General features: G+C 49.7%; 16 protein-coding genes. 6 read left to right on the top strand and 10 right to left on the bottom strand.

The features are described 5' to 3' along the window. Positions 1–142: 142 nt before the first annotated feature. Positions 143–709: a helix-turn-helix domain-containing protein gene (locus tag BLS15_RS14180; RefSeq protein ID WP_021252225.1), complete on the top strand. Its 567-nt coding sequence runs from the start codon at positions 143–145 to the stop codon at positions 707–709. Positions 710–835: 126 nt separating this feature from the next. Next, entirely contained in the window at positions 836–1,918 is a 1,083-nt protein-coding gene (locus tag BLS15_RS14175; RefSeq protein ID WP_021252226.1) for a ChbG/HpnK family deacetylase, read from the top strand. A 70-nt stretch (positions 1,919–1,988) separates the two neighbouring features. Here the strand turns inward: BLS15_RS14175 and BLS15_RS14170 are convergent, their stop codons facing one another. The 6 genes from BLS15_RS14170 to BLS15_RS14145 all read right to left on the bottom strand — a co-directional run bounded on the left by BLS15_RS14170 (position 1,989) and on the right by BLS15_RS14145 (position 11,069). Beyond that, on the bottom strand, positions 1,989–4,682 hold the full coding sequence (locus BLS15_RS14170; protein ID WP_021252227.1) for a transglutaminase-like domain-containing protein: 2,694 nt from the start codon (positions 4,680–4,682) through the stop codon (positions 1,989–1,991). Beyond that, positions 4,645–6,156 carry a DUF58 domain-containing protein gene (locus tag BLS15_RS14165; RefSeq protein WP_021252228.1) on the bottom strand — a complete coding sequence of 504 codons (1,512 nt, stop codon included), beginning with the start codon at positions 6,154–6,156 and terminating at the stop codon, positions 4,645–4,647. The genes BLS15_RS14170 and BLS15_RS14165 overlap by 38 nt, the downstream gene beginning before the upstream one ends. Continuing rightward, on the bottom strand, positions 6,153–7,346 hold the full coding sequence (locus BLS15_RS14160) for an AAA family ATPase (protein WP_021252229.1): 1,194 nt from the start codon (positions 7,344–7,346) through the stop codon (positions 6,153–6,155). Before BLS15_RS14160 ends, BLS15_RS14165 begins: the two co-directional genes overlap by 4 nt. A gap of 248 nt (positions 7,347–7,594) precedes the next feature. Further along, entirely contained in the window at positions 7,595–9,070 is a 1,476-nt protein-coding gene (locus tag BLS15_RS14155) for a polysaccharide deacetylase family protein (RefSeq protein WP_021252230.1), read from the bottom strand. A 308-nt stretch (positions 9,071–9,378) separates the two neighbouring features. After that, positions 9,379–10,734, bottom strand: a complete 1,356-nt coding sequence (locus BLS15_RS14150; RefSeq protein WP_175460765.1) for an FtsW/RodA/SpoVE family cell cycle protein — start codon at positions 10,732–10,734, stop codon at positions 9,379–9,381. A 2-nt stretch (positions 10,735–10,736) separates the two neighbouring features. Further along, positions 10,737–11,069, bottom strand: coding sequence for a PadR family transcriptional regulator (locus BLS15_RS14145; protein ID WP_021252232.1), 333 nt, complete (start codon positions 11,067–11,069; stop codon positions 10,737–10,739). Between the two features lie 252 nt (positions 11,070–11,321). Between BLS15_RS14145 and BLS15_RS14140 the strand changes: the two genes are divergently transcribed. The 3 genes from BLS15_RS14140 (at position 11,322) to BLS15_RS14130 (ending at position 14,045) form a co-directional block, all read left to right on the top strand. Further along, positions 11,322–12,098 carry an ABC transporter permease gene (locus BLS15_RS14140; RefSeq protein ID WP_021252233.1) on the top strand — a complete coding sequence of 259 codons (777 nt, stop codon included), beginning with the start codon at positions 11,322–11,324 and terminating at the stop codon, positions 12,096–12,098. Further along, on the top strand, positions 12,095–12,886 hold the full coding sequence (locus tag BLS15_RS14135) for an ABC transporter permease (protein WP_021252234.1): 792 nt from the start codon (positions 12,095–12,097) through the stop codon (positions 12,884–12,886). The genes BLS15_RS14140 and BLS15_RS14135 overlap by 4 nt, the downstream gene beginning before the upstream one ends. 181 nt (positions 12,887–13,067) lie before the next feature. Beyond that, positions 13,068–14,045 carry an ABC transporter ATP-binding protein gene (locus BLS15_RS14130; RefSeq protein WP_021252235.1) on the top strand — a complete coding sequence of 326 codons (978 nt, stop codon included), beginning with the start codon at positions 13,068–13,070 and terminating at the stop codon, positions 14,043–14,045. A gap of 200 nt (positions 14,046–14,245) precedes the next feature. Here the strand turns inward: BLS15_RS14130 and bcp are convergent, their stop codons facing one another. The 4 genes from bcp to BLS15_RS14110 form a co-directional block, all read right to left on the bottom strand. Next, positions 14,246–14,725 (bottom strand): thioredoxin-dependent thiol peroxidase, encoded by a 480-nt coding sequence (bcp, locus tag BLS15_RS14125; protein WP_021252236.1) that lies wholly within the window; start codon positions 14,723–14,725, stop codon positions 14,246–14,248. Between the two features lie 171 nt (positions 14,726–14,896). Further along, entirely contained in the window at positions 14,897–15,682 is a 786-nt protein-coding gene (locus BLS15_RS14120; RefSeq protein WP_021252237.1) for an ABC transporter permease, read from the bottom strand. Positions 15,683–15,687: 5 nt separating this feature from the next. Next, positions 15,688–16,482, bottom strand: a complete 795-nt coding sequence (locus tag BLS15_RS14115) for an ABC transporter permease (RefSeq protein ID WP_021252238.1) — start codon at positions 16,480–16,482, stop codon at positions 15,688–15,690. Then, on the bottom strand, positions 16,475–17,596 hold the full coding sequence (locus BLS15_RS14110) for an ABC transporter ATP-binding protein (RefSeq protein ID WP_021252239.1): 1,122 nt from the start codon (positions 17,594–17,596) through the stop codon (positions 16,475–16,477). Before BLS15_RS14110 ends, BLS15_RS14115 begins: the two co-directional genes overlap by 8 nt. 181 nt (positions 17,597–17,777) lie before the next feature. On the opposite strand from BLS15_RS14110, the gene BLS15_RS14105 reads away from it, so the two are divergent. Further along, positions 17,778–18,812, top strand: a complete 1,035-nt coding sequence (locus tag BLS15_RS14105) for an LCP family protein (protein ID WP_072730527.1) — start codon at positions 17,778–17,780, stop codon at positions 18,810–18,812. The last annotated feature ends 9 nt before the right edge of the window (positions 18,813–18,821 follow it).

The following is an 18,821-nucleotide window of genomic DNA, read 5'->3' as shown; positions in this document are numbered from 1 at the left end:
CTCGATTTTTTCTTACAATAGAAGCAGTAAATATTTCTAACATTTTCCTGTATAATATATTATACGTTTGTGCGTTATATTGTACATGGTGATTTGTATGATTTTGGAACGGATTGGATGAACAACCAGAGAGGAGTATCCCATGTCAGAACCGATACATAAGAAAATCGGCAAGAATCTACAAGAAATACGCAAATCACGGGGCCTTAGCCTTGATCAAGTATCCGAAATGAGTGGAGTAAGCAAGGGGATGCTGGGGCAAATTGAACGCGGAGAATCGAATCCAACCATTTCTGTTCTATGGAAAATTGTGAATGGACTCCGGATTTCATTTGCAACTTTAATGGAAGAATCAACCCCGAACGTCACCGTTGTGCACATGGACGAAACGACGCCCCTTGTGGAAGAAGAGGGGGATTACCGCGCATATCCAATTTTCCCGTTCGAGCAGGATAAAGGATTTGAAGTATATAGTGTCGTCATCGAGCCGGGCTGCAGCTATACCTCCGAGCCGCATTACGAGGGTGTCGATGAATTCATCATGGTCATGAATGGACAGCTTCAAGTCGGCATTGGCGGAAACACGTATATCCTCGAACCGAATACGGCGCTCCGTTTCACCGCGAACGAAAGTCATACATACATCAACAATACGGATGAAGTAATCCGCTATATCACACTGCTTCATTACCCTACCGTGGGCAAATAATCGAGACGGGCATAGGGCTCTCCTTTTTAATTGTCAGCTAATTTATGGATATGTGGACAATTGCACTTTCCTTTGCACCCGCCTCATCATCTATTAGTACTAAAACAATAGAAGGTGGGATTGTCATTGTCTCGATATGTAATCATTAATGCTGACGACCTCGGTCTATCGAACAGCGTGAATCGCGGTATCTTGGAAGCTCACCGGCTTGGAACAGTCAGCAGTGCGTCCTTAATGATCAACACCCCTGGCTTCCTCGATGCTGTGTCCATTGCTCGATCTACCCCCTCACTGGGAGTGGGACTGCACTGCAATTTAACCTATGGCTCGCCTGTTACCGATCCAGCTCTTATCCCTTCTCTCGTACGAGAGGACGGTTCCTTCCACGGCATGCTGGATGATTGGACTGAGCAAGATATCTCACTTGAACTCGACAATCAGTATCAGCGCATGGTGCAGCATGGTCTTCATCCTACCCATATTGATTCGCACCACCATATCCATTTCTATAGTCAAGGCGTATACGCATGGGTCAAACGCCTTGCTCAACAGGAGCAGCTTCCTGTGCGTGTGCACCCTAGTAGGCCAGATCCCGAACTTCCATGGGTTGCGGACACGCTAATGATGCACACATTTAGCAAAGACACAGGTGTATCCCTGCTCTTGAAGCTGGTGAACAATGCCCCGCAAGGAATCACGGAGATTCTATGCCACCCTGGATATGTGGATGACGATGTTAGGCGCTTATCGACGTGGACGACAGCGAGAGAAGAGGAATTGCAGGTCTTCCTCGATCCCCAAATTTCTGCCCACCTTGCGAGCCTGCACAAGCGCGGTGCTCTTCACTTGGTCCATTATGGACAGCTGCCAACCATTCGCACACATGGCGATCTTCGATATTGGACTGATGCATCTATGTCTATCCCTGCTGCTAAGGAGAGCGCTGCTCCAGTTCACTACCCACGTAAACGCAGAACCGCTTCCTCCACTTCCATACGGAATCGCAAATACGGTAAAAAAAGAAAACGTAGAACCGCGCGTTCCGGTGCCAGACTTACTCGACGCAGCAGTAGACGTATCAATAAGCGCATCAATAGACGTCTCCGCAAACGTCCGCTTAGAGGAGGAGCCGTGCTTGCCAAGAAGCGTGTACGAAGCAAAACATCTTGGCAAAATCGTCGAATCTCCAAGAGAAAAAAATCTGCGTAATTCCTATCAGGCATAAGTCTCCATGATAATCGGCGGAAATAAAAAAATGAATCCTCCCTAATTGGAGGATTCATCGCTTATCTCGATTACAGTCGCGAAGCACTCGTGCACAGCCATCAACAAACTGCTGCTGTACAGCTGCATTCCCTTGCTGCCCCCCGAAGAAAAGCAAATTGCATGCAGTTATAAATTGATCTAGCGGTTCCTTATCACGCTCCAAGTCTTGATGTTCTGTATGGCGTGTCGGATTGCTTGCAGATGGAATACGAGTTCTGGCAGCTTGCCCAGCATACTCATTCCATGTCATTCCACATGGCTTAGCACCGTATTTGCGCTCGACAAGCGACCAAGCGATACGCCCCATTTCCTGTACGCGACTCATACGGAAGCTGTGCTGCTGCGCATGCACCAGTCGGCGAAGTTTGCGCTGCATCGCATTGCGCTGCCATGCCCATTTCATAGTGAGCAATAGAAACACGATAAAGATCACGCCACCAAATAGGAGAACCGGCATCTGTGTAACCGCCTTGCGGACAAGGGATAGCAACGCTGTACCAATCCCACTGCGGGAAGCCTCGCTTGTCCATTCCTCGGGAACACGCTGAAGCGCATGCCATTCCTGCTCAATATGGGCACGAGTGGCCTGTACTCTAGCGTCCCACCATTGTGCGATCTTGTTGCCGAACTGACGAACGGCGCCCCAACCCTCTCCAGTCTTCTCGGCTGCTGCATCGTTCAACATCGCGACAACCTCTGGTGGCGTACGGTACCCGGCTTGTTCTGATGCAGCAGTAGATAATCCGCCCGTACCTTCGCTTATGGGAGTAGAAGCCGTAATGACGTCAGGATTCGAAGCAGCCACAGAGCCTCCTGGTACGCCTATAGGCGGAGTCGCTTCAAACGGCACCCATCCTATGGAGGCGAAATACACCTCAACCCAGGAATGAGCATCCGTCCCTCGAATTGTGTAATGTCCAGGCGAATCAGCTTCTCCCAGAGCGAACCCCTTCACCCAGCGGGCTGGAATGCCCTGAGTTCGAAGCAGCACGGCCATTGATGTCGAGAAATGATTGCAATACCCCTGCCTCGAGTCAAACAGAAAATAATCGACAAAATCCCTTCCGGCTGGCGGGACGGTTGTATCCGACTTGGTATACATGTATTCCTGCTGCAAAAACTGCTGCACCCTCCGAACCTTGTCATATTGACTGTCCGCCCCCGCTGTAATGCGTTTACCTAGCTCACGAACGCGATTCGGAAGCGCCTCTGGCAGCTGCAATCCCGCCGCACGTATATCATCCGGCCAAGTCTTCTCCGGTGCTGATTGAAGCAGTTCTGTCTGAAAACGAAACACCCTTGTCTCATACTGATAGGTTAATGGAATCCCCGTCGTATCCGATATTCCGATGTCAGCTCCGTACCGTTCAGATAGAGGATTATAACGGACGAAATACTGTGAAGGAACTTCATTCCCAGCCTCTTCCGCATTAGCATTAGGAACCCAAGAGGTTATCCGCTCAGGAACCCCTCCGAACAGCAAGGGATACTTCGGCTTGAACCCCTTCCATATAATCGTCTGTTGAAAAGGTTCCGACCACCCTTCATGCCCACCCGTTTGGTCTAATTTCAAAGAGCTTGACAGTTCAATTTTCTCTTCTCCCTTTTGCGGGCTCGTCCAGCCCCTCCCCGTATAGATGGATTTGCTCTCTCCCCGCCAATACGTAGGCTCAGGAGATATCGCGGTGAACCATTCCTCATTATTGTCACGCAATGGTCGTCCCAGCTCAGAGTCGTCTGTGCTATAGCCTGTTACCATCATCGATGTACGGACTTGGTCCTGCCCCTCTACAGCCGATCCGTTATTCCCATCTTTTCTTCCCCTGCCTCGTTCCGCCAAATCATTTGGTTGTAATGACTGCGTCAATGCTTCGAACGATGCCAGCGGCATTGGCTTCGGCCATGCATACACCTGCCTGATTCCTTCAGCAATCCCAACCACGGCTAAGGATAGCAGCAAGGCGCACAACAACCAGCTAAATGGCCAATGACCAATTCGTGAGCGTTCTGTATCAGATTCCAACTGTTCATCCAAATACAGCCACGCTGACAAGAGCAATCCCCAGCCAACCGATCGCGCGATCGATCCCGTTATATCAAGACCGAATCCCAATTCGAATCCGAATAAATAAACAATTGTTGACACCGTAAAAAAGAGCACCGTCCTGCGGCTTAACATAAGCGATTGAATCGATGACGCCAGCATCGCCCAACCGATGAGAAGAAGCAGTGTCCGCAATTCACCACTTGTGTTCAGCCAATGGCCATCCATCCAGCCATTGATATCTGTGCGCAGTGCGGTACCGATTCTTCCTATGCCTGCTAACAAAGAACGGACAAACCCTTCACCCATTAGCCAGGTGTCTGACGCATGGGGAAGTACTCGAACGGAGCCGAACATCCAAGCGGTCGTTCCAATCGCCACCATCCCATACAGAACCACAGACAGTGCAGTATGGTGAACAATTAAGCCAAGAAGCAAATATATCGCCACCGCAACGAGAAATGGGCGAACATCGCTCAAGTCAATATTGCCTCCCACCTCTTGCAGGGGATAGAACCACTCTGCGAACAAGGCGAAAAGCAGTACAGTAAATCCAGCAGCCTTCCAACGCATCAACCAGGTAAGCTTGCTGCTTGGAGCCGCAGATGTATGCAGCGGTTGCGATTTACCCTTGTGCTGTCGTCCAACTGTCGGTAGATACACGATACTCACCTCGGTTCTCACTATCGTTCATTCGGTCACTGCTTCTCACTCCGACTCGCTCACTTGCTGCCGCCGAGACACTCGCATTCGCTGTGTTCTGGCTGCCCACAATTCTAGTCGCTGATGGCTCGAATCGTTGCATCTCGTCAGCATTCAGCCATTGATCCACTTGGTGAAGCCCCGTAAAATGCTGTGCAGCCCCCCACTTCTGGGAGTGTCTGTCCCAACTTACAACGGCAAGCCTTCTAGGGACTGCTGCATTTGCATGCACCATCGAAGGAGTTCCCTCTTCATAGTTCCAACGGTGTTCTACACGCTTGCCCAGCTGCTCGGCAGCGAGTGCGATAATAGCATTCCGAGCACCATGCACACTAGCTCCATCACTAATCCAGAATAAGCGAACGGTATGTCCCGCTTCCATCTTCTGTCTTACAAGGGCTGCTGCCGCTGAAACCGTTGCTTCCATTTGTTGCAGCAGCTTCGTTTCCTTTTGCAAGTCACCCATATTTGCCTTCGCGCTCGATTTCTGATTCGCAGTCGTTTTGGTATTTGTACTTTTATTTGTGTTTTTATTTATGTTCGTATTTGTTTTTGAGTTCATGTTCGTCGTATGCTGAGTCAGCTCATTCCGCCACCCTGTATCATCCACTGCAATATCCCATTGTTCGAGTTGTCCCGCTTCAGGAACACGAACTGCAAGCAATCGGCGCTTCGCATACATTCTCCAGTCAATAGATCTCCATTGATCCCCGGCACGGTACGTTCGAAGCTCAGCACTTCGCATCCCACTCGTCACTGCTGTGCACGGCTCGCCCCCTTCTCCATATAAGGATGGGGAGAACAGCTCTGAGTCTAGTTGTCGCTCAGTCGTCCCAAAGATGCTTGTGTCCTCAGGGCCTCCCAAGCTTTCCGTAATTTCCATTGCATATTGCTCGTTAGCCGACCCATTTCCTGTGCTGAGATCAGGCGCAATAATACATACAGGCGCATTCTCTTCACTCGGACGGATGATTACATTGTGCTTGAACCAACCGAATACATCCCCATACTGAAGCTCAATGCGGGTAAGCTCATATACACCTCGCGGAGCCCCTGCAAAGGATGAGGTAAAAGTAAGAGATTGGCGGCGGCGAGGAAATAGAAGTCGTCGACACATCCACACCCCTCCTTCCCCTCCTGTACGAGTCCAGAACTCTGTCATTCGCAGCCACAATACAGGAAACGGACGCTTCATTGTCATGGTGACGAGAAATACCATGTTCCTGTTTTCATTGCGCTGCGGAATAATCGGTTGGTGTACAGTCAGCACCGAGCGTAGCCTGCTTCCTATCCAATAAGAACGGGCGCTGCTAACCAACATGACACCCAATATGGCTACCAGGAAGCAGACTGCAGCACTTTCCCGTTGAAACCCGATCCACGCCAGCGCCAAGCAGCCGATAGCTGTGAATAGATGTCTTAGCGCTTGCTTCATTGATAATCTCCTCCGAACCATATGCGCTTCCCTGCTTGGCGTAAGTTCGTCTGCTCTCCTTGAACAGATGGGAACTGCACATCCCTTGCATGTGTACGATAAGTGGAAGCTTGTCTAGTCCTTCCAGCCAGACTCGTAGAGGCTGACGAACCACCTCCGCTCGTCCCCTTCTTGCCTGCAGAACCCGATGGGAATCCGGGTACAGCTGTGTGACCCAGCACCTCCAACACAATTTCCTCAGCCACAATGCCTGCTCGTACGGCATGGTTGTGGAGCTGCAGCCGATGCGCCAGTACATAGACTGCAACAGCCTTCACATCGTCCGGCACGGCATAAGTTCGTCCCTCTACCCAAGCATGTGCCTGTGCTGCGCGCATCAACGCAAGCGTTCCCCGGGGACTGACCCCGAGCGCTACCGATTCATGAGTACGAGTCGCCAGCGCCAGATCCGCCATATAGCGGCACAGTGCTTCATCTACATGCACCATATGCACGCGCCTCACGAGTAAGCGCCATTCCTCTGGAGTCCATAATGGCTTAACACGCAACAATGGATGCTCTTCTCGCTGGCGGAGCAGCATATCTGCCTCATGTTCAGCATGCGGATATCCAATAGATAATCGCATCATGAAACGATCTGCTTCCGCCTCCGGCATCCGATACGTACCTTCGAAATACTGCGGATTCTGAGTACCGATCAGCATAAATGGATCCGGAAGTGGACGCGTCATGCCGTCCACGGTCACCATCCGCTCCTCCATCGCTTCAAGCAGAGCTGACTGCGTCCTAGCAGGGGCTCGATTCAACTCATCAGCGAGCACTACATTCGCCTGGAGTGCTCCTTCGCTGTAGCGCAGCTCACCGCTGCTTGGCTCCCAAACCATACTGCCCGTAATATCAGTAGGCATCATATCTGGCGTCATCTGAATGCGACGGAAGGCCCCCCCTGTCACTCGCGCCATGGCACGTGCCAGTACCGTCTTCCCAACCCCAGGCACATCCTCAAGTAGAATATGTCCCCCGCTTATCATCGCAAGCCCCGCCATCGTAATCACTTCTCTCTTGCCCACAATGACCTGCTCCATACGTTCCAGATAAGCAATCCAGCCCCGCTGCGCGAACTCGGCCAGCCACACATCTGTATCCCGCTGGGGACGCTGTCCACCACTAACACTCCATTCATTCGTCATGCGATTCCCTCCCTATCAACTCTGAACGGTGTATATCATTTTTAACTTTCTTTTCTGTGCAATTCATAGACAACAACATGACAAAAAAAGCCCGGAACGATTCCCGCGTGCCTCTGCACGTCCTGTAATCGTCCCGGGCCGTTCTATATACCAGTGTCGCCCAAGCTATTTGTTTTCAAACCTATCAATTTTGCATTCTCTTATCCATAGCAGGTACATTTTCATCATACATCTACTCTTTATTCCATCTACTCTTGCTTCTCTATTGGTTTAAGCGGGGACAGCATATAACTAGTCATCTTTACACCGAATGCATCCAACACTTGCCGTAATGGTACCCATGTTACATACTTCTCGGTCACAATACGAAGAGGCTGCACCTTCACCTCACCGTCCTCTCCTGATTGTCCAATCAACTCCATCTTGCCCGCTCGTACATCAATGCCAACCAAACTATTGTTCCACTCCATATCTACCCGTTCCAATTCTGTATTCCATTTCACGGTACCGTTCAATCGCTCCACCAGCATACGAAGCGGAACATAGGTAAGATCCTGATAACTCATGAACTGATCCGGCGCAAATTCAAGTTCACCTTGCTCCGTCGCAATCGTCAGTTGTCTGTCCAGCTTCACTGGTTCAGCAGGCTTCTGATTCGTCTTCGGATCCGGTGTGCCGCCTGCGGTTATGTCTGGCTTCTGATCTGGCTTTTGACCCGGCTTCTGTGCCTTATCGTTGCTCACTGTCTGAATCGGCTTCACGTTGGCCTCTATCCATGCTTTACTTACGGAGGTTCTCGACCAGCGCTGCTTGGCAGCCAGCTTGAACTGCACAGGTTTCACATAAGAAGAGAGCACATCAAAGGTATACCCCTTCGTTTTGTAGTAGCGAATAATTTCCGGCAGTGCCTTCACGGTCTCGCCATGCCCTACCCCATCGTGCATGAGCACGACGGTTGACGGAAGCAGAGCACCGTCTTTGACGCCTTGAACAATCTCCTTCGCAGGAACACCGCGCCGCTTCGAATCGTTGCTGTCTACATGCCAGTCATAGACGAGATAGCCTGCCTGATCCATCAAATCAAAATACTGCTTGTCAAAGTTCAAAAATGTACCGCCTGGAGCACGAACAAGTTCTGGCTCATAGCCTACGATCTTCTTAACAGCCTCGCCTGTACGCTTGATTTGACTCCAGAATTTACGAAAATCACTGTACAGCTCTGAATAATCATGATTATAACTATGATTGCCTAATGCATGGCCTTCATTTACAATTCGCTCCACTAGCTTGGGGTTCCGTTCTGCTTGCTGACCTAATACGAAGAACGTGCCCTTCACTTTCTCCTGCTGCAAAATATCGAGTACTTCTTTCGTATGTACACTTGGTCCGTCGTCGAATGTCAGATACACGACCTTATCCGGCTTATTGGCAGGGACTTCAGACTTGCTCTTGCTGCTTACTAGAACCGGTGCAGCCGCAGGCTCAACACCAACCTGTTGCCCTGCAATCTGTGAAGAAACAGCCGCTGACAACACAGAAGTCTGATCTCCGACCCCCACCAGTGTATGTGAACTAGATTCATGCCTATCCACCTCATGCCCTGACGAAGCATAAGCGATATGCTCCGTTGGCGTCTGTCCATCTACGAACGTCAACGTTCCAATCAGAACAAGCAAGGCGCATAGCGCCGTAATCATTACCGATTTCAACTTGTCATTCATCATTATCATCGTCTCCTTCTTCCCTCTCGTAGTGCAGTCAATCGTGGACTTGTCCTTGTTTCTATTACCCTATTGCTAGATTATATGGCGGAAATAAAAAAAGATGACACCGAATGGGTGCCACCTTCATTTCATTGCGGCTACTCCTTGATCATACGATTTCATCCGTTGAATAACAACATTTTCCTATTCAAAAAAAGGGGACATCGATTGGATGTCACCTTTTCCTCGTTGCTGCTACTATGAGCATATGTAAGTCTTCAACTCATACTCTCTTAAACGCAATAATCCACTTACTCTCACAACTCAGATCATCGATTTAGAACAGGTACCATGTCTTTGTTCCAATATGCACTAGAATACAATCCTATCAGCATCATCCATAGTACAATCTCACTCCCGTCTGATCCGAGCAGAGGAAGTCCTGCACCGCCGTTCATGGGAACGAACCCGAAAATCCCCCCGATATATAACAAGCTCTGGATCCCCATCATCCCGCTCACCCACATACCAATTCCTCTAGCAAACGGATCACGGAATATCAGCGCTGAATTATACATCGTAACGATAATAACGCCAAGGCAGATTATCAATACCAAGCCTCCTGCCCACCCAAACATATGCACGATCGTCACAGTTAAATTTTCACTATCTAGGTAAGGAAGAAGTCTGCGGATATTTTCAACTCCGTTCCCGAACCATCCTGCTTCGTGAAACAACTGCTGTGCCACTTTTTGAGTGTAACCCCCGTCTCCGTCTCTCCAAATGCTATGAAACCATCCTCCAAATCTGCGATTGGCCATAAAGCGCAGACTCTCTATGAACCAATAGCAGATTCCGCCTGTTAGGAGTGTCACACCGGCCGCAATCGCCATGTTCTTGCTCTTCACTCCTACCAGCTTAAGCACGATTATTCCTCCGACAAGATAAGTGGACACTTGAAGCAGATTCCCATTTACAAGAAATACAATGATTGGCAGTATAAAAAGAACCATTTTCGGGAGAATAGAGCGATACGGGCTCTCCGGTTTTCTGTTCCACATCGAATACAAAGATAAGAGGTATAGATACGGACTCATATAAATGATATCGATAGGAATGCCATCAAGGATAGGAATTCCCTTAAGTCCAAATTGAGGGTACCCATTTATGATGTACACGGGAAAAAACACAGTATACACATTTAAACACAACGTAATGCCATATATCCATGCTGCTTCTTGTTGCAATTTCAGATAACCTACCCAAAATGCAAACAAAAAAGCCACCACCCCCGGTACTAGACGCCATGCATAGCCCTCGGCAGATAATCGATAAATATCTTGAGGATTCCCAGCTTGCACGGCGAACAATCCAAGTACACAAATGGAAATCCACACCAACACGGAAATCCATAGCTTCCAAGGCGCCTTAGGACGATGCACCTGATTGAACTGCGCCGCCACAACCGAAGGCTCTCCCATATTGCGAACCGCTTGCTGCGCAGCCGATGATTCATCCATGCCTTGATCCATCCTATACTCGATCTCATTCAATAGATGATCCTGCAGTTCTGCCCGAATTTCGTTGTGCATTTGCTTGGCCTTCACGTGAGCTAGAACCTCACCCACAAATTTTTCAAGGATCGAGTCATGCTGCGTGACTCTTGATTCCTGATCACTTCGCATCCTTATACCTCCCCCAGCACCTGATCGAGCGAACGACGGAATAAGCGCCATTCTTGCGTCTTCTCTTGCAGAAGCTTACGCCCCTGATCCGTAATTCGGTAGTATTTGCGGGCTCTGCCGTTTGCCTCATTCCAATAAGCTTCCACCTCGCCTTTACTTTCGAGTGCATGAAGAATTGGATACAGCGTCCCTTCCTTCAGAGCGAACAATCCCGAAGACGCGGCTTCCAATCGCTTGGACAACTCGTAGCCATACATTTCTTCCTTCTCCAGCATGGACAAGATAAGCATAGCCGTACTGCCTTTTAATAGTTCCTTGCTAACCTTAGGCTGCATGATATCGATTATCCCTCCCACATCTATGTAATACCTAGATATACTATATATCGTAAATCTAGGTATTGGCAAGTATAGGATCAAGGACAGGAATATGAGTATTAACTTTCAGCCGTTCCGTGCTGCATCCAAAATAATACTTGCCATCTCAACAACGTATCTGGTACTATATTCCTCGCTCTCTTTTTATTCATTTCACCTAGCATCACTAGTATGGCACGCCGCAATACGAGAAGATGACGGAGGTGGAGAATGCTCTTTTTTACTTTGGCTCGCAAAAAGTATCTCAGTAATTTGCAATACCGCAGTGCCCATATGGTGCACAACATCGCCAGCTTCATGTTCGGATTTATCTACATTTCGATCTGGACAGGGATTGGCGAAGGAAGGCCGCTTGGCGAGTATGGCTTGAATGGCATTGTAAGCTACGTCGCTTTCAATCAAGCTAGCTTGTGGGTCGCTGCCTTTCTAACGAATGGACTTGGCATCCAGCAGTCCGTCCGAACCGGACAGATCGCCCTTGATCTCGTTCGTCCCGTTCACTTGTTCTATCAGCTGATGAGCAAGGAATGGGGGCAAATTGCCTACCAGTTCGTGTACAAGTTTTTACCGATCTACATTTTATATTTCTTCGTAATGCCGCTTCACGTCCCCTCTACGATTATCACTTACGTGTGGACCGCTGTAGCTTTGACGCTGGCCGCGTACATTTCAATATGCCTGAACTATCTGATCGGAGCCGCTGCGCTCTGGACGACAGAATCAGTCTGGCTGTACTGGGTCAATTATGCGTTCAGCATGCTGCTGTCGGGCTTTCTCATTCCAATCGAATGGCTGCCATCTTGGCTTGCCGACATTAGTCGTGCCTCATTCTATCCGTTCTTGCATTATGTCCCTACTCGAATCTATCTCGGCATGGAATCCCCGTCCGCGCTGTTAGGTTCGCTGATGTGGTGCATCGTATTCACCGCCGCATGTCTCGCCGTTACCGGGATTATGCGACGCAAGGTGGAGGTGCAGGGCGGATGAAGTGGATTCGTATGTATGTGCTGCTTGTTCGCGCAAGTATTCGCAGCCGCATGCAGTACAAGTTTAATTTCTGGTTCTCTACGCTAATGGCGGCCGTTATCAGTGTCGTCGAATTTCTTATGCTTGCAGTCATTTTGCTGAAGTTCGGCCATATTCAAGGCTGGAGCTTGGCGGAGGCTGGATATTTGTATGCCATCCTATCCTTGTCCAAGGCAATATACCGAATGATTGCTTCGGACGTGCACCACTTGGAGAACTATCTGGTTAACGGAGCTCTTGATAGTCTGCTCCTGCGTCCTGTCCCTGTACTGCTGGCACTGATGTCACAGAATTTCTCCATTAGGCTCGGAGAGTTCATCCAAGGGACGGCGATATTGACCATCTGCATGAGTATTATGATGCGCAGCGGACAGATTGGATGGACTGCCATACCGCTCACGATATTTGTCATCTTATCGGGTGCCGTCCTGCTGTTTGCCATTGGATTGTTAACCGCATCGGCCGGCTTCTGGGTAACCCGTATCGAGGAATTGCAAAACATTACGGAGGATGCTGCTCGTACGGCAGCGCAATACCCAATGACCATCTATCCGAAATGGATGCAAGGAGTGCTGCTTAGCATCATTCCCGTCGGGTTCGCGAACTATATTCCTTCGCTCTACATCTTGCGTCATCAATCCGGCATATGGCTAATTGGTCTGTCCACCGCGATTACGGCCGTCGTGTTCCTGATTGCCCTGCGCGTGTGGAAGATTGGGATTTCCCGTTATCAGAGCACAGGAAGCTAAGCTGATGTCCATATTGAGCTCAATGCAGAGCCCGATATGGAACTCGATATGTAGTTCGGTATGAAGTTCGATCAGCAGCTTGATATGAAACTAGGTATAGAGCCGACTGTAATAACGGCACAATTAACCTGAAAAAGCAACAGGCAACACACGTAACGAACGGAATTAAAGGGGGATACTCGTGATTACCGTAACCGATTTACATAAACGTTTCGTCCGGCCCGCCCCGAAGGAAGGTGCCTTCAAGGGCATACGCTCCCTGTTCTCTCGCGACAAGATTGTGAAGGAAGCTGTTCAGGGCATCAGCTTCACGATCAATAGCGGTGAATTTGTCGGATATATCGGGCCGAATGGCGCAGGCAAGTCTACGACAATTAAGATGCTGTCCGGTATTCTACATCCGACATCTGGCGACGTGCGGATATTTGGACTAAGTCCTTATAAGGCGCGTCGGCAGGTAACCCGCCGGCTTGGTGTCCTCTTCGGACAACGGACTCAACTATGGTGGGATCTCCCAACGCGAGATTCCTATGATATTCTGTCCGCTATGTATGGGCTCGATCCTGCAGAGAAGCAGAAGCGCATCAAGCAGCTGACCGAACTGCTGGAGATGGACGAATTCATGAATACGCCCGTCCGTCAGCTCTCGCTCGGGCAGCGAATGCGCGCCGATATTGCGGCCGCGCTGCTGCATGATCCGGACATTCTGTTCCTCGATGAGCCAACGATTGGCCTTGACGTCATCGCCAAGCGGAATATTCGCCAGTTCCTGAAGACGATTAATCAGGAGCTTGGCAAGACGATCCTACTGACAACGCATGACATGGACGATATCGAGCAGCTATGCAATCGCGTTATCGTCATTAATCATGGCAAGCTCGGCTTCGACGGCACAATCGACGACTTGCGCAAGCGCATCGGCTTGCCGACTGTCATCTCGGTTACCTATCGAAGCAGCTGCCAAATCCCTGACCAATCTAAAAACGTACCCAGCCCGCTTCGCTTCCGCGAGTTGAACGGCCAGACCTTGACCGTGGAATGCAATCGCGAGGAACTGAGCGCTATGGAAGTACTCCGCATACTGGGTCAATTTGGCGAAGTGGAAGACGTCCATATGGAAGAACCGGATTTCGAGGATGTTATCCACCGTGTGTACTAGGGCAGCTCACGATTCAAAAAAGGGCAGCCCCAGCAGTCAATGTTGAATTTGGTGCACCGTATTACTTTGAACTTGCATGAAAAAAGACGCTTCCGTTCCACTAATCCAGTGGTTTTGGAGGCGTCGTTTTCTCCCTTGCGGGACTTATTCATTTGTGATCCCCTGATGGGGACAGCCCTTCCTATATAGATGAAGCGACGTTATACGAGCTCGCGTACCGCTTCCAGCACTTCATTCGTATGTCCCTTCACCTTGACGCTCCGCCATTCCTTGATGAGCTTGCCTTCTTCATCAATGAGGAAGGTCGAGCGAACAATGCCGTAATATTCGCGGCCGTACATCTTCTTAAGCTGCCATACTCCGAACAGATCCGCTACTTCATGCTCCATGTCAGACAGCAGCGTGAATGGCAGGCTGTGCTTCTCAATAAATTTGGTATGCGACTTGATCGGATCTGGGCTAATGCCAAGCACGACAACGCCATGTTTCTCAAAGTCTCCATGATAATCACGGAAATCACATGACTCCTGTGTGCAGCCTGGCGTCATATCCTTTGGATAGAAATAAATCACGACTTTCTTGCCCCGGTAGTCGCTCAGCTTCACGTCCTGTCCGGTAGATGCCGGCAGCGTAAAGTCAGGGATAACTTGTCCAAGTTCAACTTGAGTGGATTGTGTCATTGTTTGAGGCTCCTTCCCGGCAGCCAAGACTGCCGTTCTATTGCATTAAGCTTATCATCCCCCACTCTTTTTTTCAAAAACGACGAGGCTTAGATTCTAATTCTCTCTCCTTTGTATAAAAAAATCGCCTTCCAAACCCATTGCTGACTTGGAAGGCGACAACCTTTTCGATTATGATCCTGCCCCGCGGTATCGCTTAACACCGATGTTCCACAGCGTTAACCCAAGGGCGAAGAAGATAACTCCCACAACCGGTGTCAGGAGCGCCATCTGCTGCAATCCTTTGCCCTCCATGAAGTAAGAGGCAGGTATGATGCCCACAAATGCGAACGGCAGAATCCATGTGAGCAGCACTTGAATGAACCGATTGTAGATCGTTAGCGGATAACGACCGTAGCTCTGAATATTCCACACGAGCGGCAGAATGCCTGTCGGCGCATCCGAATAGAATGAAATCGATGTTAGTGCAGAATAAATGCCGAAGTACAGCATCACCGATCCGATCAGCATCACGAACAGCATGAGCAGCTCCATGATGCCGAAGTCGAGACCAAGCCTGTTCCAGCAAATGCCCATCATGATTGCACCGACGATAGATCCGATAATGGAGGGGGGATCTACATTTTCAAGGAGAATCTGAAATAGATTATGCGCTGGACGCGTCAATATCCGGTCCATTTCCCCTTTTACGATATATCGCTCACTGAACCCCCACAGATTGAAGAAGCAGCTGAATATGCCATATGGAATCATGAAATAGCCATAGACGAACACCATCTCATCACGCGTCCAGCCAGCCAATGTTGGCGTATGCATGAAGACGATGAAGATGAAGATTAAATTCGTGACCTGAAAAAGTAGATCCGATGCGATCTCTATCCAGAAGTCTGCACGATAGGTAAGTCGTGTTTTAATATAGTTTTTCAAATACTCACTAACAAGTCCGAAGTAATACATCGTGATCAACCTCCCTGCACGAACAAGCGTCTGCGCGCGGAACGCCACAGCAGCACAATTGGAATAACAAGCACTACCGCCCACAGCAATTGGATGCCGAGCGCCGCCCACACTTGATCGCCCGCCACTCTGCCTGTAAATACAGAGCTCGGCAAATACGTGATCGCTTGGAATGGCAGCCATTCATTCAACACGAGCAGCCAGCCTGGGAAGAAGCTGATCGGTACAATAACACCGGAGAACAAATCGACGACTACCCGCTTCATACGAATCATGCCCTCATTATTTTCGATGAAAAAGGCCGTCAATCCCGTCAGCATATTCAACTGCGAATTGATCAGGAAGCTCATGAACAGCATGACGCCGAATACCGCCCACTGCTTCGGATCTTGCGGAAGCTTCACCGGGAAAAGAACACATGCGATAACCATACCCGGCCCCATGAAGAGCAGCAACCGGAACAAGCCTTCGCCGAACGCCTGCATCAGCTTGACGAATAGGTAGTTGTAAGGCCGAATAAATTGGATCGCTACGCTGCCATCTCGAATTTCCGTGGCAATATCACGATCCATGTTGTTGAAGTAAAAGGCGCGCGCCATCCAAGATACCGCGATGTAGGTCGTCATCTGGTCAGCCGTAAAGCCTGCAAGTGTTCCTTGTCCGCCGTAGATCGCTTGCCAGGTGAAATAATACACGCCAATGTTGAGCGTATAGATGAGAATGCCGGAATAGTAATTAACACGGTAAGCCAGCATCAACAGGAAGCGAATGCGGATAAATTCAAGATATGCGCTAGCCATGAGTCACCGCTTCCTTCTCTTCCTTCTCCTTGTCGTTCTCTTCCTTGTGCTCAAGGTCCTCTATCTTCGACTCTTGCGCATGCATAGCCAAGAGAGGGCTCAGTCCTTCCGGCTTCTCCGCCGTGCCCGCCTTGTAAATCTCACGAACGATATCGTCGGTATTCGTCTCAATAATGCTCAAATCCGATATCGACGCTCCGCCTACCACTCGCCCAATGACATCCGATACATTCGTGGCAAATGGCACAAGAACTCCCGCTTCATAAGGAGATTCAACTGTCCATTCCACATCAAGGCCGGACGTAAGCGCCTCAACATCACCTGCTCGCATAGGCTTCGCAAATTGGAAACGGACCTCTCGTCCCTTGCCCCACGTCGACTTGAGCGTGTCTAATCCGCCGTCATAAATAATGCGTCCATCATCGAGCATAATGACACGCGTACAAAGAGCTTCGATATCCTGCAAATCGTGAGTAGTCAGCAAAATCGTTGTTCCATGCTCTGCATTCAGCTGCTTCAGGAACTCGCGAATTTCCGTCTTCACGACAATGTCGAGTCCAATCGTTGGTTCATCCAGAAATAGCACAGAAGGACGGTGCAGCAGGGATGCCACCAATTCACAGCGCATGCGCTGTCCGAGACTCAGCTTCCGTACCGGGCGGTTCAACAGCTCCTGCAAGGCAAGACGCTCAACCAGTTCATCCAGCCGCTGCTTGAAATCATGTTCAGAAACGCGATACACTTTGCGCAGCAGCCGGAAGGATTCAATTACGCCGATATCCCACCACAGCTGGCTGCGCTGCCCGAAGACGACGCCGATGCCCTGCACGAACTTCTCTCTTTCCTTATGCGGGATAAATCCATTCACACGAATATCACCGGAGGTTGGCACAAGAATGCCCGTCAGCATCTTGATTGTCGTCGACTTGCCTGCACCATTCTCCCCAATATATCCGCATATTTCCCCTTGTGGGATCGTGAAGGAGATATCCTTCACTGCCATTACTTCGTTATATTCCCGCTTGAATAAATCAAGGAGCGCTCCCTTCAGTCCATCGCGATTTTTCTGTACCTGGAACGTTTTGCGCAAATCCCGCACGTCAATAGCGTTCATATATACTTCTGTCACCCTTTCCCTGGTCACCGACCCGTTATGCGGGTACAAGTCATTCAATTGATTCGATTCTGTAAAAATTCTATAATTGATTAGACAAGATGCGGAGCATTTGCCCATAACCTTTACTATAGCACGTAGGTCGACTTGAAAGAATGCTGAATGCACCGGATTCGACATCATGACTCTCGCCGCTTTGCCGCCGGATGCGGAAAGGACGATCCATATGTTGAAAAAGTATTGGAAGCATGCCCTTATTTCTGTTTGTGTATTCCTTCTGGCTGGTGCCGGTTATTATATGTGGTCCATGTACAGCAGCTTGGACAGTCTGCAGAAGCCGCCCGAAGCCTCTCGCTTCACCCCCGTCGTACATCGCGTGCCGGAGAAGGTCGACATAGAGCCTCCCAAATGGCAGGGAGAAGAGAGAGTCAACATATTACTGCTGGGCGGAGACTCTCGCGGACTGGAAGCTAACGAAGTCCCACGGTCAGACTCTATTCTGCTCGCCTCCTTCGATCCGAAGACGAAGCGCGCCAACTTGTTCTCCCTCTTGCGGGATACATACGTTGACATCCCTGGCTTTGGCAAGGATCGCCTCAATGCGGCGCTCGCCTATGGCGGACCGGAGCTGGCTATGAAGACAGCAAGCGACTTGACAGGACTGGACATTCAATATTATGTGTATACAGACTTCGTCGGATTTATCAAGTTGATTGACGCGCTGGGCGGCGTGGAATTTGAAGTGGAGAAGGATATGAAATATACGAGCAAGGCAGATAAGCATCAATACGATATTGATTTAAAAAAAGGAAAGCAGCTGCTAAATGGCGAAACGGCGCTTATGTACGCCCGCTTCCGCTATGATGCGATGTCCGATTATGCTCGCACCCAGCGGCAGCGCGATCTGCTCGGGGCATTAGCCAACAAGCTCAAATCAACCTGGAACCTGCTGCAGCTCCCCTCTCTTATCAGGGAAGTGTCGCCCTATGTCGAGACAAACTTATCAGCCGATGACATCGTGAAGCTGGCCGCGCTTGGCTACGACAGCTCGATTGGGCAGAGTCATCAGCTCCCGCCGATGGACAATGTCACTGATGCACGAGTGAACAACGCTGCCGTGCTCCGGGTTATTGACGACGATAAGCTGAAGCAATACATTCAAAAAGCTTTGGAAGTGAATGTCACGCAATCCGTATCTGAAACTAATTCACAATAAAGGGGATTC

The sequence above is a fragment of the Paenibacillus sp. cl6col genome, assembly GCF_900102125.1.
In the GTDB taxonomy this organism is placed as follows: Bacteria; Bacillota; Bacilli; order Paenibacillales; family Paenibacillaceae; genus Paenibacillus_B; species Paenibacillus_B suaedae.
The sequence above is the reverse complement of the archived record's forward strand: the minus strand, read 5'-3'. Positions and strand labels throughout refer to the sequence as shown.